The sequence below is a fragment of the Novosphingobium piscinae genome (assembly GCF_014230355.1).
GTDB classification, from domain to species: Bacteria; Pseudomonadota; Alphaproteobacteria; order Sphingomonadales; family Sphingomonadaceae; genus Novosphingobium; species Novosphingobium piscinae.
Genome location: NZ_JACLAX010000004.1, coordinates 10,554 through 28,900 on the forward strand (window position 1 = coordinate 10,554; position 18,347 = coordinate 28,900).

The 18,347-nt window shown below is 69.4% G+C and carries 12 protein-coding genes and 1 tRNA gene; 2 read left to right on the forward strand and 11 right to left on the reverse strand.

Annotated elements, in window-relative coordinates:
* Window positions 1-338: 338 nt before the first annotated feature.
* The 3 genes from H7F53_RS05260 to H7F53_RS05270 form a co-directional block, all read right to left on the reverse strand.
* Window positions 339-1,805, reverse strand: a complete 1,467-nt coding sequence (locus H7F53_RS05260) for a UdgX family uracil-DNA binding protein (RefSeq protein ID WP_343061931.1) — start codon at window positions 1,803-1,805, stop codon at window positions 339-341.
* Window positions 1,802-3,049, reverse strand: coding sequence for a putative DNA modification/repair radical SAM protein (locus H7F53_RS05265; RefSeq protein ID WP_185678443.1), 1,248 nt, complete (start codon window positions 3,047-3,049; stop codon window positions 1,802-1,804). Before H7F53_RS05265 ends, H7F53_RS05260 begins: the two co-directional genes overlap by 4 nt.
* A 193-nt stretch (window positions 3,050-3,242) precedes the next feature.
* A complete protein-coding gene (locus tag H7F53_RS05270; RefSeq protein ID WP_185678444.1) occupies window positions 3,243-4,763 on the reverse strand; it encodes an amino acid permease in 1,521 nt (506 codons plus the stop codon).
* A gap of 164 nt (window positions 4,764-4,927) precedes the next feature.
* Between H7F53_RS05270 and panB the strand changes: the two genes are divergently transcribed.
* Entirely contained in the window at window positions 4,928-5,797 is an 870-nt protein-coding gene (gene panB / locus H7F53_RS05275) for a 3-methyl-2-oxobutanoate hydroxymethyltransferase (protein WP_185678445.1), read from the forward strand.
* A gap of 11 nt (window positions 5,798-5,808) precedes the next feature.
* A complete protein-coding gene (locus H7F53_RS05280) occupies window positions 5,809-6,903 on the forward strand; it encodes a DUF475 domain-containing protein (protein ID WP_185678446.1) in 1,095 nt (364 codons plus the stop codon).
* A 222-nt stretch (window positions 6,904-7,125) separates the two neighbouring features.
* Here the strand turns inward: H7F53_RS05280 and H7F53_RS05285 are convergent, their stop codons facing one another.
* From H7F53_RS05285 to efp, 8 genes are all read right to left on the reverse strand, one after another.
* Window positions 7,126-8,949, reverse strand: a complete 1,824-nt coding sequence (locus tag H7F53_RS05285) for a tetratricopeptide repeat protein (protein WP_185678447.1) — start codon at window positions 8,947-8,949, stop codon at window positions 7,126-7,128.
* Complete coding sequence (gene prsR, locus H7F53_RS05290) at window positions 8,933-10,297, reverse strand: PEP-CTERM-box response regulator transcription factor (protein ID WP_185678448.1); 1,365 nt, start codon at window positions 10,295-10,297, stop codon at window positions 8,933-8,935. Before prsR ends, H7F53_RS05285 begins: the two co-directional genes overlap by 17 nt.
* Window position 10,298: 1 nt before the next feature.
* Window positions 10,299-12,410 carry an XrtA/PEP-CTERM system histidine kinase PrsK gene (prsK, locus tag H7F53_RS05295; RefSeq protein ID WP_185678449.1) on the reverse strand — a complete coding sequence of 704 codons (2,112 nt, stop codon included), beginning with the start codon at window positions 12,408-12,410 and terminating at the stop codon, window positions 10,299-10,301.
* 1 nt (window position 12,411) lies between these two features.
* Window positions 12,412-13,797, reverse strand: coding sequence for a TIGR03013 family XrtA/PEP-CTERM system glycosyltransferase (locus H7F53_RS05300; RefSeq protein WP_185678450.1), 1,386 nt, complete (start codon window positions 13,795-13,797; stop codon window positions 12,412-12,414).
* Window positions 13,798-14,018: 221 nt separating this feature from the next.
* The gene (locus H7F53_RS05305; RefSeq protein WP_246438573.1) at window positions 14,019-16,295 is read right to left on the reverse strand and encodes a TonB-dependent receptor; all 2,277 of its coding nucleotides are present in this window, start codon (window positions 16,293-16,295) and stop codon (window positions 14,019-14,021) included.
* 470 nt (window positions 16,296-16,765) lie between these two features.
* Window positions 16,766-16,849 (reverse strand) — tRNA-Leu (locus H7F53_RS05310).
* A gap of 74 nt (window positions 16,850-16,923) precedes the next feature.
* Complete coding sequence (locus H7F53_RS05315; protein WP_185678452.1) at window positions 16,924-17,742, reverse strand: inositol monophosphatase family protein; 819 nt, start codon at window positions 17,740-17,742, stop codon at window positions 16,924-16,926.
* A 6-nt stretch (window positions 17,743-17,748) separates the two neighbouring features.
* The gene (efp, locus tag H7F53_RS05320; RefSeq protein WP_185678453.1) at window positions 17,749-18,315 is read right to left on the reverse strand and encodes an elongation factor P; all 567 of its coding nucleotides are present in this window, start codon (window positions 18,313-18,315) and stop codon (window positions 17,749-17,751) included.
* Window positions 18,316-18,347 lie beyond the last annotated feature (32 nt).

An 18,347-nucleotide genomic window follows, 5' to 3' on the forward strand; every position in this document is an offset into this window, starting at 1 on the left:
AGCCGAGTAACGCAACAGCCCTCACCCCTTCAGGGGAGAGGGCTGCGAGACGGGCCAGCACCCGCTCCTTGCTCCCATCCCCTCTCAACCCCGGCAAGAGTCTGTCCTGTCGAGGTCGAACCCCAGCAACGCCCGTTAGGGTCGAGCGCAGTCGAGACACGCCGTCCGGGGCCTTTCGACGTCGCTCGAGGCGAACGGAAGCGAGGTGGGCGAACCTGTTCAGGCCGGACGCTTGGTCCGGCAGGACCAGCCTGCGCGTCGCTCGGCCCAAGGGGATAGCGCAAAGGTGCGCAACGGGGCGCAAGGCAGCTGACGGACGGCCCACCTGCAACGCCTGCTCACGCCCCGATCCCCTTCAGCCGCTGTGCCACGGCCCGCAGATCGGCGGCGAAGCGCTGCTCTTCCGCGGCGCGGCTCTCCTCGGGCAGGCGCAGCAGGTAGGACGGATGGGTGGTGATCCAGAGCTCGCTGCCGTCGTCGAGCGCCAGTGGCTGGCCCCGCTCGCGCTGGACCGAGACCGTCCGGCCCAGCACGCCGCGCGCGGCGCTGGCGCCCAGGGCCAGCACCAGCCGGGGCGCCACCAGCGCGCGTTCGCTGTCGAGCCACCAGCGGCAGGTGTCGATCTCGCTCGCGGTGGGCGACTGGTGCAGGCGGCGCTTGCCGCGCGGGGTGAACTTGAAGTGCTTCACCGCATTGGTCACATAGCAGTCCCCGGCGGCGATCCCGGCGGCGCCGAGATGGCCGCGCAGCAGCTGCCCGGCTGGGCCAACGAAGGGGCGCCCTTGCGCCTCCTCGCTGTCGCCCGGCTGTTCGCCGACGATCATCAGCACCGCGTCCGGCGGCCCCTCGCCGGGCACCGCGCGGGTGCCGTTGCCGCCGATCGCGCAGTGGCGGCAGGCGGCGATGGCCGATCCCACCGCGGCCAGGCTGGCGGGAGCTTCGCCGAAGTCGATCGCCCCGGCCTGGACCATCGCCGCCTCGCGCGCCTGGGCCCCGGCGACCAGCGCCGGGATCAGCGCCGCCTCGGGCAGGTTCTTCCAGTACCGCCGCGGCATCTCCTTGAGCATGGCGCCGATCTTGAGCCGCGCGGGGTTGAAGATCGAGGCATAATAGGTCCGCCAGAGGTCTTCCGCGGCATCGCCCGCCGGCGCCTCGGCGCGGCTTGCCGGCGGCCCTTCGCGCAGGGTGTGCCCGTCCCAGTCGAGCGAGCCGGCAGGGGTCAGGATCGACCAGCGCATCGCGGTGAAGCGGTCAACGAAGAACCGCGCATTGGCGCGCAGGATGTGGTGCTGCGGCTCGAACCAGGCGACGTAGCGCGCGGTCCCATCGGGTTCGATCAGTTCGCGGAAGCGGACGAAGGCGCGCATCTTGTGGATGTCGCGCCGCACCGCGCGGGCCAGATCGTGCAACCGCCGCACGTCGGGATCGGCGGCATCGTCGATCAGCCGGGGCTGGCGCTGCAACCGCCAGAGCAGGCGGTACAGCAGATCGAAGCGCTGTGGATCGCGGTGCAGCGCGGCGCGCCCGGCCAGCTCGAGGAAGGCGCGCGAAACCCGGATCTGGGCGCTGCCGCCGGTCGTCCCGGTCGGCATGGTGACGGGTGGCTGAGCGACGGGTGGCTGGGCGACGGGTGGCTGGGCGAACAGGTCGGCCACCCCGGCCCCCGGCTCGCGCCACAGCACCTCGGCCGGAGGAACGCCCGCAGCCAGCAGCCCCCGCGCCGCGGCGCGCCATTCGGCGACGTCATCCGCGGCGGCGAGCGTGACCACCCGCAGACCGGAGCGGGCCGCCGGCGGCGCGTTCACGCCGCGAACAGCTCAAGCTGGTCGGGCTGCGCCGGGGCGACGAGCGCCCTGAGATCGGCGCGGTCGGTCAGCAGGGTCGGCCGCCAGTCAGCCGTGACGATGAACGGGCGCACCTTGGCGAGCGACACGGTGAGCCGGCCGACATCCTCGAGCCGCAGCCGCCGCTGGCGCCGCGCGGCCAGCAGCGCCCCCACCGCGCGCACGCCCAGCCCGGGCACGCGCAGCAGCGCCTCGCGCGGGGCACGGTTGACGTCGACCGGGAAGCGCTCGCGAAAGCGCAGGGCCCAGGCCAGCTTGGGATCGATGTCGAGCGGCAGCATGCCATCGCTGCCTGCCGCGGCGGCGACCTCGCCCGGGGCGAAGCCGTAGAAGCGCATCAGCCAGTCGGACTGGTAGAGCCGGTGCTCGCGCAGCAGCGGCGGGCGCTTCAGCGGCAGGACGGCGCTGGCATCGGGGATCGGGCTGAAGGCCGAATAGTAGACCCGGCGCAGGCCGAACCGCCCGTACAGCAGGCTCGAGCGGGTAACGATGTCGGTATCGCTGGCGCCATCGGCCCCGACGATCATCTGGGTGGACTGCCCGCCCGGGGCGAAGCGCGGGGCATGGCGGAAGTGCCGGCGCGCGTCCTTCGCCTCGACGATCGCCTGTGACACCCCGCCCATCGCGCCCTCGATCGTGGCGATGTTCTTGTCGGGCGCCAGCCGGGTCAGCCCGGCGGCGGTGGGCAGCTCGACGTTGATCGAAACCCGGTCGGCCCACAGCCCGGCCTGACGGACCAGTTCGGGGTCGGCCTCGGGGATCGTCTTGAGATGGATGTAGCCGCGGAAGTCATGCTCCTCGCGCAGGATCCGCGCGACCTCGATCAGCTGCTCCATCGTGTGGTTCGAGCTTTTGACGATGCCCGAGGAGAGGAACAGGCCCTCGATGTAGTTGCGGCGGTAGAAGGCGAGCGTGAGGTCGACCACCTCCTGCGGGGTGAAGCGCGCCCGGCGCACGTTCGAGCTCTTGCGGTTGATGCAGTAGTGGCAGTCGAACACGCAGTGGTTGGTCAGCAGGATCTTGAGCAGCGAGATGCAGCGCCCGTCCGGGGCATAGGCATGGCAGATCCCCATGCCCTCGGTCGAGCCGATCCCCTTGCCGCCGCGGCTGGTGCGCTTGGCGGTGCCGGACGAGGCGCACGAGGCGTCGTACTTGGCGGCGTCGGCAAGGATGGCCAGGCGCTCTTGCAGGGGCAGTTGCGACATCTGTTCCGCATACGTTCTTTTGAACGATCTGACCACCCCGTCTCAACGGACAGGCGGCAGGCTGATACCGGCCACGCCGAGCCGACCGGGATGACACGGCCGGACCATGCCCCCCCGCGCCCGCGCGGGACCATCGAAAAAGGGCCACCCCGCCGGGTGGCCCTTCATCGGCGTCGCGCGGCCGACCGCAGCTTCAGGGCAGCGGCGGCACGGGTTGCGGCGGGGCATCGGCGTCGTCTTCGTGCACTTCGACGATGCCGCGGCCGACGTGGCTCCGGCTGCGGCTGTAGGCGAAGTAGACTACAAGGCCGATCACCGCCCAGATCGCGAACAGCTGCAGGCTCTTCGTGTCGAGGTTCCAGAACAGGTAGAGGCAGCCGAGAGAGGCCAGCGGCGAGGTGATCCAGATCGCCGGGGTGCGGAACGGGCGGTGGCGGGCGGGATCCTTGACGCGGATCCGCAGCACCGCGAACGACACCGCGGCGAAGGCGAACAGCGTGCCCGAGTTCGAGATGTTGGCGAGCAGGCCGACCGGGAAGAAGGCGGCGAACAGCGCCACGCCGATCCCGGTCAGGATCGTGATGACGTGAGGCGTGTTGTACTGCGGGTGGATCTTCGAGAACACCGCGGGAAGCAGGCCGTCGCGGCTCATCACGAAGAAGATGCGGGTCTGGCCGAACATCATCATCAGGATCACCGAGGGCAGCGCCATGCCGGCGGCGAAGCCGATCAGGTTGCCGACCTGCGGCCAGCCGATCTCGCGCAGGGTCCAGGCCAGCGCCTCCTTCGAGCAGACCACGGCCTGGTCGCCGATCGCGGCGCAGCTGGCGGCCAGCTCGCGGCTGCCGGGCTCGAGCCCGTTGCCCATCGCGTCGAGCACCGGCTGGGCGCCGACCGAGCCGATCACCCCCGCCGCGACCAGCAGATAGAAGACGGTGCAGATCGCGAGACTGCCGATCAGGCCGATCGGCATGTTGCGCTGCGGGTTCTTGGTCTCCTCGGCGGCGGTCGAGACCGCGTCGAAGCCGACATAGGCGAAGAAGATCGAGGCCGCCGCAGCGCCCACGCCGCCGAAGCCGAGCGGGGTGAACGGCGTGAAGTTCTCCATCTTCATCACGGGCAGGGCCAGCACGCAGAACAGGGTCAGGGCCGAAACCTTAATCACCACCAGCGCGGCGTTGACCGTGGCGCTTTCCTTGGTGCCGATCACCAGCAGCCAGGTGACCAGGCTGGCGATCAGCATCGCCGGCAGGTTGATCAGCCCGCCATCGAACGGCCCGCGCACCAGCGTGTTGGGGATGTCGATGGCGAACAGGTTCTCGATCAGGCCGACCACATAGCCCGACCAGCCGACGCTGACCGCGCCGGCGGCCACCGCATATTCGAGGATCAGCGCCCAGCCGACCATCCAGGCGATCAGCTCGCCCATCACGGCATAGGAATAGGTGTAGGCCGATCCCGAGACCGGGACCATCGAGGCCATTTCGGCATAGCACAGCGCGGCGACCGCGCAGACCACGCCGGCGATGACGAAGCTGAGCATCATGCCCGGGCCGGCCTTCTGGGCGGCCTCGGCGGTGAGTACGAAGATACCGGTGCCGATGACCGCGCCGATCCCCAGCATGGTCAGCTGGAAAGCCCCCAGCGAGCGGTGCAGCGATTTCTTTTCGGCTGTGGCAAGAATGGCGTCGAGTGGCTTGACGCGACCAAACATGCGGATTCCCCTGTCAGCGGCCCGCTCCGGGCCGCGATGTTGAACCGACAAGGCTAACGCGAGGACATCGCCGCGCAAGGGGTTTTTCCCCAATAGACCGCACGCCGCCACCGGCGTAAGCCGTTGCGCTTCACCTTCGCGCCGGCCGCGGCTAAGACCGCCCGATGTCCACCACCTTCCAGCTCGATACGAGCACGAGCCGGGCGAACCCCACCCCCGCCCCGATGAAACGGCTGACCGTGCCCGCGATCCGCCAGCGCAAGCAGGATGGCGCCACGGCCGAGCCGATCGTCATGCTCACCGCCTACACCGCCCGCCAGGCGCAGCTGCTCGATCCGCACTGCGATATCCTGCTGGTCGGCGATTCGCTGGGCCAGGTGATCTACGGCCTGCCGTCGAGCGTGCCGGTGACGCTGGACCTGATGGCGGCGCACGGGGCGGCGGTGGTGCGCGGCTCCTATCACGCCGTGGTCGTGGTCGACATGCCCTTCGGCGCCTACGAGGCCTCGCCCGAACAGGCCTTCGCCAGCGCCGCGCGGCTGCTCAAGGAAACGGGCTGCGCCGCGGTCAAGCTCGAGGGCGGCGCGGCCATGGCCGAAACCGTGGCCTTTCTGACCCGGCGCGGGATTCCGGTGATGGGCCACGTCGGCCTGACCCCGCAGGCGGTCAACGTGCTGGGCGGCTACAACGCCCGCGGCCGCAGCGAGGCCGAAGCGGCCAAGATCGTCAGCGACGCGGTGGCCCTGGCCGAAGCAGGAGCCTTCGCCATCGTGGTCGAGGGCGTGGTCGAACCGATCGCCATCGCGGTGACCGAGGCCGCGGCCTGCCCGGTGATCGGGATCGGCGGCTCGGCCCGCTGCGATGGCCAGGTGCTGGTCACCGAGGACATGCTCGGCCTGTTCGAGCGCGTGCCCCGCTTCGTCAAGCGCTATGCGGCCCTGTCCGAGGTGATCTCGGGCGCGGCCGCCGACTATGCCGCCGAGGTCCGCGCCCGGATCTTCCCTGGCCGCGAACAGACCTACCAGCCGAAATGAGCCCGGCCGACATGAGCAGCGCCGCCTCGCCGGCCGACGCCGGCTCCGCTTCCGTCCGCTCGACCGCGTCGTTCTTCCGCGGCTCGGTCCTGTTCACCCTCGCCTGCCTGCTCCTCGGCGGCGCCTATGGCTGGTCGCAGACCGGCTCGGTCGGCGCCACGCTCGAGCTGCTGTGGATCGTGGTAGTGCTGTCGGTGCTCGAGATCTCGCTGTCGTTCGACAATGCCGTGGTCAATGCCACGGTGCTCGAGACCATGGCGCCGGTCTGGCGCCGCCGCTTCCTGACCTGGGGCATGGTGATCGCGGTGTTCGGCATGCGCATCCTGTTCCCCCTGGCGATCGTTGGCATCGCCGCCCGGCTCGGCCCGCTCGACGCGGTCCGCCTCTCGCTGGACGAGCCGGCGCGCTACGAGGCGATCGTCAGCAGCGCGCACATCGGCATCGCCGGCTTTGGTGGCGCCTTTCTCGCCATGGTGGGGCTGAGCTTCTTCTTCGACCAGGACAAGGACGTGCACTGGATCCGGGCGATCGAGCAGAAGCTCAGCCTGGTCTCGAACATCAAGGCGGCCGAGATCGCGGTGCTGCTGCTGGCGCTCTATGCCATCTCGCTGCTGCTCGACGGCGCCGAGGCGCTGCCGTTCCTGGTGGCCGGGATGCTCGGCATCGTCGCCTTCATCGCGGTGGAGGCGATCGGCACCGTGCTCGAGATGCACGAGGCGGCGCAGCAGGCGGCCGGCGCGGTCGTGCGGTCCGGGCTGAGCGGGTTCCTCTATCTCAACGTGCTGGACGCCTCGTTCAGCTTCGACGGGGTGATCGGGGCCTTCGCGCTGTCCAACAACATGGTGGTGATCGCGCTGGGCTTGTCGATCGGGGCGATGTTCGTCCGCTCGCTGACGATCATGCTGGTCGAGCGCGGCACGCTCAGCGAGTATCGCTATCTCGAGCACGGGGCCTTCTGGGCGATCGTCGCACTGGCGGCGATCATGCTCCTCTCGGCGCGCTTCGCCATTCCCGAGACGATTACGGGGCTGATCGGCGCCCTGCTGATCGGCGCGTCGCTGTGGTGGTCGGTGCGATACCGCCGCCGCCACCCCGTCGCGGACTGAGGCGATTGTACCACAGTTGTTAGCAATCGTGCGCGGACGCGCGATCGACCGCAAGATTCAGCGCCTGCAATCCATTGCGGAGCAGGAATGCGCCGGCTGCGGGGCTTGCGAACGCCGATTTTGCGGATAAACAGGCTCCGGGAGTCTAGGAGAGGAGAGGAAGGGCGCACCCGCAAGGGGCGCCCTTTCTTGATTCTGCCACGCCGGCAGACGGCCGCTCCGTCAGCGTGCCGAGCGGCTCGCAGCCCCCAGCCGGCGACGCGCCTCGGTGGCGATGGAACTGGCACCGCCCGCCACCTCGGCGCGCTCCAGCCACGCCAGCGCCTGGACCCGTTCGACCGGCGGTCCGCTCAGCGACTGCCCGTAGGCCAGCGCCGCGGTGGCCGACAGCGGCTGGAGCTGCAGCGCCGTCGCCGCCGCAGCCCGGGCCGGTCCCCACTGCCCGCCGCGTGACGCCGCCAGCGACAGATCGGCCTGCAACGCTGCATCGCGCGCGCCGGATTGCGCCGCCAGCTGTCCGAGGGGCGCAATGGCTCCCGGCCAGTCGCCCGTCGCCATGGCCATGCCGGCCTGGAGCCGCAGCGGCAACGGCTGGCGCGGCCAGCCGTTGCGCGCCGCCGCGATCAGTTGCCGGGCCGGTTCGCCCTGCCCGGACCGCACCGCAACGGCGACCAGCCGCAACAGCAGGGGATCGGTGCGCCGCACCGCTGCCGCGGCCTGATAATGGTCCTGCGCCCGCGCCAGATCGCCGCGCAGAAAGGCAACGTCACCGGCAAGGGTCCGTGTGACCAGCGCACCGGGCCGCGCCGCCACCGCTGCCTCGGCCTCGCGCGTGGCCGCCGCCAGGTCACCCGTCGCCGCAAGCAGGCGGACCCGCGCGATCGAGGCCGCGGCCAGCCCGGTTCCGGGCGCATGCTCGAGCAGCTGCAGCGGCGCCGCCGCCGGCCGGGTCGCCGCCTCGAGCAGCGGCGCGGCAAGGTCGCGCTGGCCCCGGGTTTCATGGGCGCGCGCCACCAATGTGCGCAGATAGGGCGAGGCCCCGGGCGTGCCGGCCTCGGCGCCGAAGCGGGCGATCAGCCCGGCCGGGTTCCCCGCCGCACCGAGCGCGCGGGCAAGGAGCAGGCGGGCCGGAGCGTTCTCTGGCTGCGCCCGCACCAGGCGATCGAGCAGGCCCACCGCGACATGGGCATTGCCGGTTTCAAGCTCGAGCACGCCGGAGAGCAGCAGCGCTGCCGGCATGTCGAGCAGTCCGGGTCCGCCGAGTGCAAGGAGATGCCGCGCCAAGGGAACATCGCCGGCCCGCGCCGCCAGCACGGCCTGCAGATAGAGCGCCCGCGGATGGCGGTTTTGCAGCGCCAGCATGCGCCGCGTTACCACCAACATGTCACGCGCGCGGCCCAGCTCGCCGAGCGTGGCGGCATATTCACCCAGCAGCGGCAGATCATCGGGACGCTGCGCCAGCCCGGCCTCGAACCACGGCAGCGCCGCGGCCAACCCGAAGCTGTCGCGCACCATCAGGCCGCGCAGTTCCAGCGCGCGCGGGTTGTCGGGCGCGATCGCCAAGGCCTGGTCGACCGCGGCGATCGCTTCGACCTGTTCACCGCCGGAATAGCGCAGCCGGGCGATGTCGACCCACAGCCGGTCGTCACGCGGGGCAAGCCGCAAGGCCTGATCGAAGGCGCGGCCCGCAGCGGGAAGATTGCGTTCGGCCATCTCGAGGCGGCCGAGCATGCGCCAGCCGTGCGCGGCTTCGGCCGGGGTGAAGGCCCCCGGGCCGAGCCATTCCCGCGCCGCGGAGAGCTGGCCCTGGACCAGATGGGCCTCGCCCATCCGCGCCGCCAGCGCCGCGCGTGGCAGACCGGCCCGTTCCGCCCGGCGCAGCGCGACCTCGGCGGCGATGCCATCACCGCGGCCGAGCGCCACCAGCGCCTCACGCAGCGCCGCGTCGCCCGGTCCACCGCCCGCCCCCGCCGGACCCGCCAGCAGGGCGGCGGCGAGCACCAGCCCGACCCGCCGCCAGCCGGAGCGGTCAGGCCTGCAGATCATACTGCTTGAGCAGGTCGTACAGCGTCGGCCGGCTGATCCCGAGCAGCTTGGCGGTGTTCGAGATATTGCCCTCGCTGCGCGCCAGGGCATGGCGGATCGTCCGCCGGTCGGCCTGCTCACGCGCGACCTTGAGGTTGAGCACCTGCCCCTCCTCGCCCTCGGGCGCCGACAGGTCGAGATCGGCCGCGCCGACCAGCTTGCCGTCGGCCATGATCACAGCGCGCTTGACGCGATTCTCCAGCTCGCGGACGTTGCCGGGCCACGTCCAGGCATCGATCGCGGCGAGCGCGTCGGGGGCGAAGCCCTTGACCTGCGGGTTCATCTCGGGCGCGAACCGTTGGAGAAACGCCTTGGCCAGCAGCGTGGCGTCGCCCGGCCGCTCGGCCAGACTGGGGATGCGCACCACGATCTCGGCCAGCCGGTAGTAAAGATCCTCGCGGAAACGCCCGTCAACGATCATCTGCTCGAGGTTCTGGTGCGTCGCGCAGACCACCCGGGTATCGACCGCGATCGAGCGCCGCGAGCCGATCCGCTCGATCACCCGCTCCTGCAGGAAGCGCAGGAGCTTGACCTGGAGCTGCAGCGGAATGTCGCCCACCTCGTCGAGAAACAGGGTGCCGCCGTTGGCCTGTTCGATCTTCCCCTCGGTGGTCTTGACCGCCCCGGTGAAGGCCCCCTTTTCGTGGCCGAACAGCTCGCTTTCCAGCAGGTTCTCGGGGATTGCGGCACAGTTGATCGCCACGAACATGCCGGCCGCGCGCGCGCTCGCCTCGTGCAGCCCCCGCGCCAGCAGCTCCTTGCCGGTGCCGCTGGCGCCGAGCAGCATGACCGAGACACTGGTGTTGGCAACGCGCTCGATCGTGCGGGCGACCTTCACCATTTCGGGCGCGGCGGTGATCATCCGGCCGAGCACCCGGTTCTCCTCGCCGACCTTGCCGGCCAGTTGGCGGTTCTCCGCCTCGATCAGGTGGAGCTGGTAGGCACGGCGGACGATCAGCCCGATCGCGTCGATGTCGACCGGCTTCTGGTAGAAATCGTAGGCGCCGCGCGCGATCGCCTGGAGCGCGCTCTCGCGCGCGCCATGGCCGGTGGCGACGATCACCTTGGTGTCGGGCTTGAGCGCCATGATCTCGTCGAGCACCGCGAGCCCTTCGGTGGTGCCGTCGGGATCGGGCGGCAGACCCAGGTCGAGCGTGACCACGGCTGGCGCCACCGCGCGCAGCAGGGTCAGCGCGCTGGCGCGGTCGCCGGCGACGTGGACCTCGAAATCGGGATAGGCCCACTTGAGCTGGGCCTGCAGCCCCGCATCGTCTTCCACCACGAGGAGGGCGGGCTTGCTGTCGGCCATGTCAGGCAACCTTCTGCTGGATCTGTGCCGCGGGTTCGCTCCCGCCGGCGTCGCCGGGCTGCAGCGGCAGCCGGATGATGAAGCGCGAGCCGATCCCCTCACGGCTCTCGACGTCGAGCCGACCACCCATCGCCCGGACCAGTTCGCGCGCCTCGCAGGCCCCGATCCCGAAGCCGCCGTTCTTGGACGAGACGAATGGCTTGAACAGCTTGGTGCGGACGAAGTCGGGGCTCATCCCGGTGCCGGCATCGACCACCTCGATCCGCACGCCCCAGGCATCGCGATCGACCCCGATGAACACGGGCGCCTGGTCGGCACTGGCGTCGACACCGTTCTGGACCAGGTGGACCAGCGCCTGTTCGAGCGCCTCGGCATGGCCGATCATGCTGATCGCCGGACCGGGATGGACCAGCACCCGGTGGCGTCCGGCGAACTGCTCGGCCACGCCGCGGGCCAGGGCCGAGGGATCGAAGGCCACGGCGGCATCGCCGCTGCCCTTGCCGTAGCGGCTCAGCCGGACGATCAGCGCGTTGAGCTTCTCGGCCGAATTGCGCAGGGTCACCAGCATGTCGGCGCGGAACTGCGGGTTCTCGGCGTGCAGCTCGGCATTGCGGGCGAGCAGGCTGAACTGGCTCGCCAGGTTCTTGATATCGTGCATGACGAAGGCGATGCGCCGGTTGAACTCGTCGAAGCGCGCCGCCTCGGCCAGCGCGTCCTGGCCGGCGTGCTCGGCCAGGTAGCTGGCGAGCTGCTGGCCGACCACGCGCAGCAGATCGAAATCCTCCCAGTCGAGCATCCGCGCCGCCTTGGGCCGGGCCAGCACCACCACGCCGACCAGCCGGTCGAAGTGCAGCAGCGGCACCAGCGCCCAGGCGGAGGGCTCGCACAGCAGCCAGGCCGGCACGATCCGCACCTCGCCCTGGCAGTCGATGCCCTGGCGGACCTGGTCGAGATCAACGATATGGCCATGCCGTTCGAAGAACGCGCAGGCTTCGGCGCCCAGCGCCGGGGCCGGGACATCGGCGGTGCGCCACTGCCACTGCGCGGAAAGCGCCAGCTCGCCGTGGTCGTTGGGCCCGAGCAGCAGGCCGGCCGGGCTGTCGGTGATGTCGCACAGCGACTGGATCGCGCGCTGCTCGAGCGTGCCGCTGCCCGCCCCCGCCCGGCCGATCGTGCGGTTGAAGCGCAGCCATTCGGCACGGTAGTCGTAGCGATGGCGGAACAGGTGCTTGACCAGCGTGACCTTGAGCCAGCCGCGCAGCCGCCGCGAGGGCAGGACCAGCGCCGCGGCGGCCATCCCGGCGATCAGGAAGCCGAACCGGAACACCCGCGCATAGTCTCCGCCGACATAGGACAGCCACTTGCCCAGCGCGGTCATGCCCAGCAGGTAGATCCCGATGCCGAGCAGCGACACGAGCTCGAAGGCCACCGCGCGCGACGGGCTGAAGCGCAGTTCGGCGCGGCGCTTGGCCAGGCCTGGGATCAGCGCGGCGACCGTGGCAAGCAGCGCCAGTCCGCGCAGCGCGGCCAGCTCGTCCGGCCAGCCGCCGCCGAGATAGGCGACGGTGTAGAGGTTGAGGTCGAACAGCCAGAGCCCGGCCACGGCAATCGACGGCCAGTGCAGGACCGCGCGCGTCGAAGCCGAGGCGCCGCCATAGAGGTTGTGCAGCAGCACCAGTCCGCCAATGGTGAACATCAAGCGGAACATGATCGCCATGTGGAACAGCACGGCTGCGCCGCCGGCGCCCAGGGCATAGCCCGGAGCCAGCAGGCCGAGCAGGATCTGGAACAGCTCGATCGCCGCCAGCGAATACATCACCGGGCGGATCGGGCGGACCAGGGTGTGGCGGCCGTCGGCGCTGAACAGGCGGTAGACCACCAGCAGCCAGGCCAGGTTGCGCGCCGCCTCCCACAGATGCGCGCCGTGCCCGTCGACGCTGGTCGCGGCCACGGCCATGGCCCAGACCGCGCTGAGCCCCAGCGCCACGACCAGCGCCGTGCCGGCCGCCCCCGCGACCGAGCGTCGGACCGACAGCCAGGCGGCCAGCGTGGCGGCCGCGCAGGCCGCCATCAGGTGGGTCAGGCCCGCGGCGAAGATCCAGCCCGCGGTCATCTCAGCGCGCCCCTTCGCGCCACAGCACCACACGCAGGGTCTGGAGCAGGATCAGCAGGTCGAGGAAGGGGGTATAGTTCTTGGCGTAATAGAGATCGTATTCCAGCTTGTGCCGCGAATCCTCGATCGAGGCGCCATAGGGATAGTTGATCTGGGCCCAGCCGGTGATGCCGGGCTTCACCATGTGCCGCTCGGCGTAATAGGGCAGCTGCTCCTCGAGATCGGCGACGAATTCGGGCCGCTCCGGGCGCGGGCCGACGAAGCTCATCTCGCCCTTCAGCACGCTCCAGGTCTGCGGCAGCTCGTCGATCCGCACCTTGCGGATGAAATTGCCGATCCGCGTCACCCGCGGATCGTTCCGGCTGGCCCATTGCGCCCCGGCCGCCTCGGCGTCGAGCCGCATCGAGCGCAGCTTGATGACGTCGAACGGCTGGCCGTAGAGCCCCACCCGGGTTTGCCGGAAAAAGGCCGGACCGCGGCTGTCGAGCTTCACCAGGACCGCGAACAGCGCGATCACCGGGAAGGTCAGGGCCAGCAGCAGCGAACTGGCGGCGATGTCGAACAGGCGCTTGGCCACGGTCGACATCGCGCGGCCCGAGGAGAACCCGTCGGAGAAGATCAGCCAGCTCGGATTGACCGTGTCGAGATCGATCCGCCCGGTCTCGCGCTCGAGGAAGCTGGAGAAGTCGTTGACGTGGACCCCGGCGGTCTTGATCCGCAGCAGGTCCTTGAGCGGCAGGGCATTGCGCCGCTCCTCCAGCGCCAGCACCACCTCGCTCACGCCGAGGTTCTCGACGAAGCGGGTCAGGTTGTGGATCGCGCTGCGGTTGATCGCCTCCTGGATCACCGGGACCTGATCGCTCATGCCGATGTAGCCGACGATGACGAAGCCGGCCTCGGGCCGCTCCCCCAGCTGGCGCAGCCGGTCGGCCCGCTGCCCCGCACCCAGCACCAGCACGCGGCGGCGAAAGGCGTTGGCGCCGAGAATGCCGCCCACGACGATGCGGTTGGCCATCATCAGGACCACCGCATTGAGCATGCTGTAGGCCAGGGTCGAGCGCCAGAAGTGCGCGCCGTTGAGCAGCCAGTCGATGAACGACAGGCCGATCGTGCCCAGCGAGATGGCGACCAGGATGCGCGCCCCGGCATAGCGCAGCGAACGCGTGGCATCGGCCCCGTAGACCCCCACCGCGATCATCGCGGTGAGCATCACCGCGGAAAAGCCGGTGAGCTGCCAGGTGCGGTTGAAGGCGGCGCCGATCTCGATGCCGATCTGTCCGGCGCGGATCCGCCAGCCCAGCTCGCCCGCGATCACCAGCAGCAGCGCGTCGATCAGGCCGAGCAGGATGACCGCGTGCGGGATGTAGTGCTTGAAAAGACGGACCATACCCCTGCCGGTCGCAGCGCCCGAGGCAAACGGGCCGTTCTCCGCCGGTCTAAGGCGAAGGGGTAAATTGTCGGTAAAGCTGACAGTGGCACGAACGCAGCGGCGCCGCTGGAATCCCCGGATTTCCGAAGCTCACGCCGGCCGACTGTCGCCGGGCTTTACACGGCTGGAGCGGGGAGGTGCGAGATCCGGGGGTGGCCGCGCCACCCCCGGAACCGGGATCAGAAGTCGAAGCTGACGCGCAGACCGTAGGTGCGCGGTGCACCGAACTGCCAGTTGTAGATGTCGTCCGGACCGGCCGAGACAAATCCGGCAAAGGTCAGCGGCCGCGCGTTCTCGATGCTGCGGACAAAGGCCTGCAGCCGCCACTTGGCCTCGGCCGGCTGGTACTCGAGGCTGACATCGGTGCTCGTGAAGGCATCCTGCCGCGAATCCCGGTAGTTGAAGATGTCGAGGAAGTAGGCACTCTTGAACCGGGTGAAGACACTGGCCGTGATCGTCCCGGCATCCCCCAGATCGAACCCGTGCTCGTAGCCGGCCGCGATCACCCAGCGCGGCGACTGGGGCGGCCGGTTGCCGGCGAGGTTAGGCTGGACGATCGGTGCCCGCGTGGGATCGGCGTCGATGTCCCCCAGCCCGTTCTGCGGGAACGGTGAAGCCGGGCAGCCGATGCACTGGACCGCGTAGGACGCCAGGAAATCGAGGTATTGGGCGTCGAGGTAGTTGACCGACAGGGTGAACCGGCCGCTGTCGAGGACCTTGAGCGAGGTTTCGGCCTCGAGCCCCCAGATCCGCGCCTTGCCGGCATTGAACACCTGCCCTCCGATCGCGGAATCGAGCAGCACGGCCGCCTGCAGGTCGCGGTAGTCGTAATAGAAGCCGGCAAGATTGAAGGTGTGCCGGCCGCCCTCGCCGAAGGTCTTCTTCACCCCGCCTTCATAGGCGGTGTTCGTTTCGGGCCGGTACTCGCCCACGGCGTCGAAACCACCGGCCTTGAACCCGGTCGCGATCTTGCCATAGATCAGCGTATCGGCATCGGGCTGGTAGTTCAGCCCGACCAGCCAGGTGAAGCGATTGGCCGATGCGTCAGGCCGCAGCGTGGTCGGCACACGGCTGGTCTGCGAGATCTGGATCGGTGGGCTCGGCCGGATCTGGCCGTAGTTGTTGAAGATCGCCGAGCGATCGTCGGTGGTATAGCGCCCGCCCACCACGGCGGTCAGTTGCTCGGTCAGGGGCACATCGACCTGGCCGAAGGCGGCCCAGCTGCGCGTCTTCACGAAGGGCCGCGAGAAATAGTTGATGTAGCCGTTGAACGGCGCCGAATAGAGCCCGCGGTCGATTTCCAGGTTCTCGCGGAAATGGAACCCGCCCAGCTGCCAGATGATGCCGCCGGTGGTGCCGTTGAGCCGCAGTTCGTGGCTTTGCGTGTCGACGTCGTTCTGGAAGCCCTTGAACGTGTAGCGCGGCGACAGGTTGGTATCGCCCACCTGTGACGTCGTGCGATAGCCGCCGGTGTAGGTCAGCATGGCCGCGCCCAGATCGTAGGCTACCCGTCCGCGCAGCGCGATGCTTTCCTGGCGGTTGAAGCCAAGCCCGTTGTTGCCGCCGAGCGGCGCGTCGTAGCGGCTCCGGTTCACGCCGGGCAGGAAGTTGGTGTTGGCCGGAATGCACTGGGTTCCCGGCGACAGCGGCGAGATTTCGACCCAACCGCCGCCCGGGCTGGCGCAGCCCGCCGCGGTCGGGCCGATTCCGTCCGCATTGAAGTTCACGAACGCCTGATTCATCGGGATCGTATCGATCCGCACCAGTTCGCCCGAGAGATCCACCGTCAGCGCACTGCTGGGCTTCAGCCGCAGGCTGATCCGCCCGGCCCGGGTGTTGTCATCGCCGCTGCGGGCATTGATGTTGGGGTGGAACAGGAAACCGTTGCGGCGCGAGACGCTGCCCGCGAACCGCAGGCCGCCGATATCGCCCAGCGGAACATCAAGACCGCCCTGCACCAGCAGCGCATTGAAGTTGCCGTAGGACACCGCACCGTTGAGGGCGAGATCCTGTCCTGGCTTGCGGGTGATGAAGTTGATCGCGCCGCCGGTAGCGTTGCGGCCATAGAGCGTGCCCTGCGGACCGCGCAGGACTTCCACCCGTTCCAGATCGAACAGCGAGGCGTTGAGCACGGTGGGCCGGTTGAGATACTCGCCATCGATATTGACCGCGATCGACTGGTCCTGGGTCTCGGCGTTGTCGTTGGTGCCCACGCCGCGCACCGTGACGCGGGTGAGCACCGTGTCGTTGGTGATCTGGACGGTCGGGGCCAGACGCTCGACCCCGCTGAAATCAGTGACGCCGGCCTTTTCCACCTGTTCGGCGGAAATCACGTTGATCGCGATGGGCACATCCTGGACGTTCTCGGCCCGGTTCTGCGCCGTCACCACGATTTCCGCCTGATCGTTGCTATCCGGCGCCGCAGCCTGTTGCGCCGCAGCCGGCATTGCCGCCATTGCGGCGCCGGTCAAAAGCAGCCGCCTGAAGCCTTTCGATGTCATGATTGTGCCCTCCCATGTCAGCCCGTTCGACCCTGTCGTTATACGAACGGTGATTCTGAAATAGAGGTTCTATTTTTCAGCAACGCATCTGGCCCGTTACAGATTGTTGCTGAAACCACGATCTAGCCCGCCGAACCGCGAGCGGGGGTGCTGCGCCCGGCCTCGATCGCCCGGTCGCTTGGCCTCTCGTTTTCAGGGGGATCAGGGCCTCGGTCCGCGAACAGGCCAGGGCTGAGGCGGCAGACATCGCGGGCCACGCCTGATTGGCGCGACAATGGCGCATGCCACAACCCATTGCTGCCGGTTCTGCCAGATCCGGGCGGCACGCGGGGCGCCTGCCCCGCACCCGCGCCGCGGCACAGCACCGACCAGACCCCGGCCGAACAGACCCCGGCCGAACAGCATCGCCAGCCTGTTCGCCGGCCTGGTGCCCCTGGCCCGACTCGAACGGGCATGGATTGCTCCAACCGATTTTGAGTCGGTCGCGTCTACCATTCCGCCACAGGGGCTCCCGGGCGTGCGGGAAGGTGCTTAGCCGCGCCGTCCCCCCGCTTCAACCGTCACGAACGCGCGTGACGGCAAATCACCTCAGCGCGCCGGCGACCAGCTTGTGCAGCTTGGAGTGCAGGCTGTCATTGCCGGCCAGCACCTCGTCGGCACAGATCGCCTCGGACTGGCCCTTGTAGTTGGTCACGAAGCCGCCGGCCTCACGCACCAGCAGGCAGCCCGCCGCGCTGTCCCAGCTCTGCAGCCCCGATTCCCAGAACCCGTCGAAGCGCCCGGCCGCGACCCAGGCCAGATCGAGCGCCGCCGAGCCGAACCGGCGGATGCCCGCCACCTCGGGCCCGATCGCGCCGAAGATCCGCGCCCACTGACCGAAATCGCCATGCCCGGCAAAGGGGATGCCGGTAGCGATCAGCGCCTCGTCGAGCTGCCGGCGGGCCGAGACGCGCAGGCGCTTGTCCTGCAGCCAGGCGCCGCGGGTCTTCTCGGCCCAGAAGCTCTCGTCGGTGACCGGCTGGTAGACCAGCGCCGCGGTCACATCGCCCCATCCTCGGCCATCGAGCCGCGGCTCCTGCACCGCGATCGAGATCGCGAAGTGCGGAATGCCGTGCAGGAAGTTGCTGGTCCCGTCGAGCGGATCGATGATGAAGCGCGGCTTGCCCTCCTCACCGGGAAACTCGCCCGATTCCTCGAGCACGAAGCCCCAGTCCGGACGCGCCAGCTTGAGCTCGTCATAAAGCGTGCGCTCGGCGGCACGATCGGCCTTCGAGACGAAGTCCGCCGGACCCTTGCGGCTGACCTGCAGGTGCTCGATCTCGCCGAAGTCGCGGCGCAGGCGCTGCCCCGCCTTGCGCGCGGCCTTTTCCATGACCCGGATCAGGCCGGACACAACAGCCATGAGCGATCAGCCCGCCTTGCCGACGTAGGTGCGCTCGTAGACGTCCACCACGATCCGCGTACCGCTCTCGATGTGCGGCGGCACCATCACGCGCACGCCGTTGTCGAGGATCGCGGGCTTGTAGCTCGACGAGGCGGTCTGCCCCTTCACCACGGCATCGGCCTCGACGATGGTCGCCTCGACCTGCTCGGGCAGCTGCACCGAGATCGGGCGTTCGTCATACATTTCGAGCAGGACGGTCATGCCGTCCTGGAGGAAGGCGTCGGCGCCGCCGAGGAGGTCCTTGGGCAGGGTGATCTGGTCGTAGGTCTCCACGTCCATGAACACCAGGTCATCGCCCTCGACGTAGAGGAACTGGAAGTCCTTGGTGTCAAGGCGGACGCGCTCGACCGTGTCGGCGCTGCGGAAGCGCACGTTGGTCTTGCGGCCATCGATCAGGTTCTTCATCTCGACCTGCATGAAGGCCCCGCCCTTGCCCGGCTGGGTGTGCTGGGTCTTGGCGACCTTCCAGATGCCCTTTTCATATTCCAGGATATTGCCGGGGCGGATGTCGACGCCGCTGATCTTCGCCATGGGGATGCCTTCACAGATTGGGAAAGAGCGAG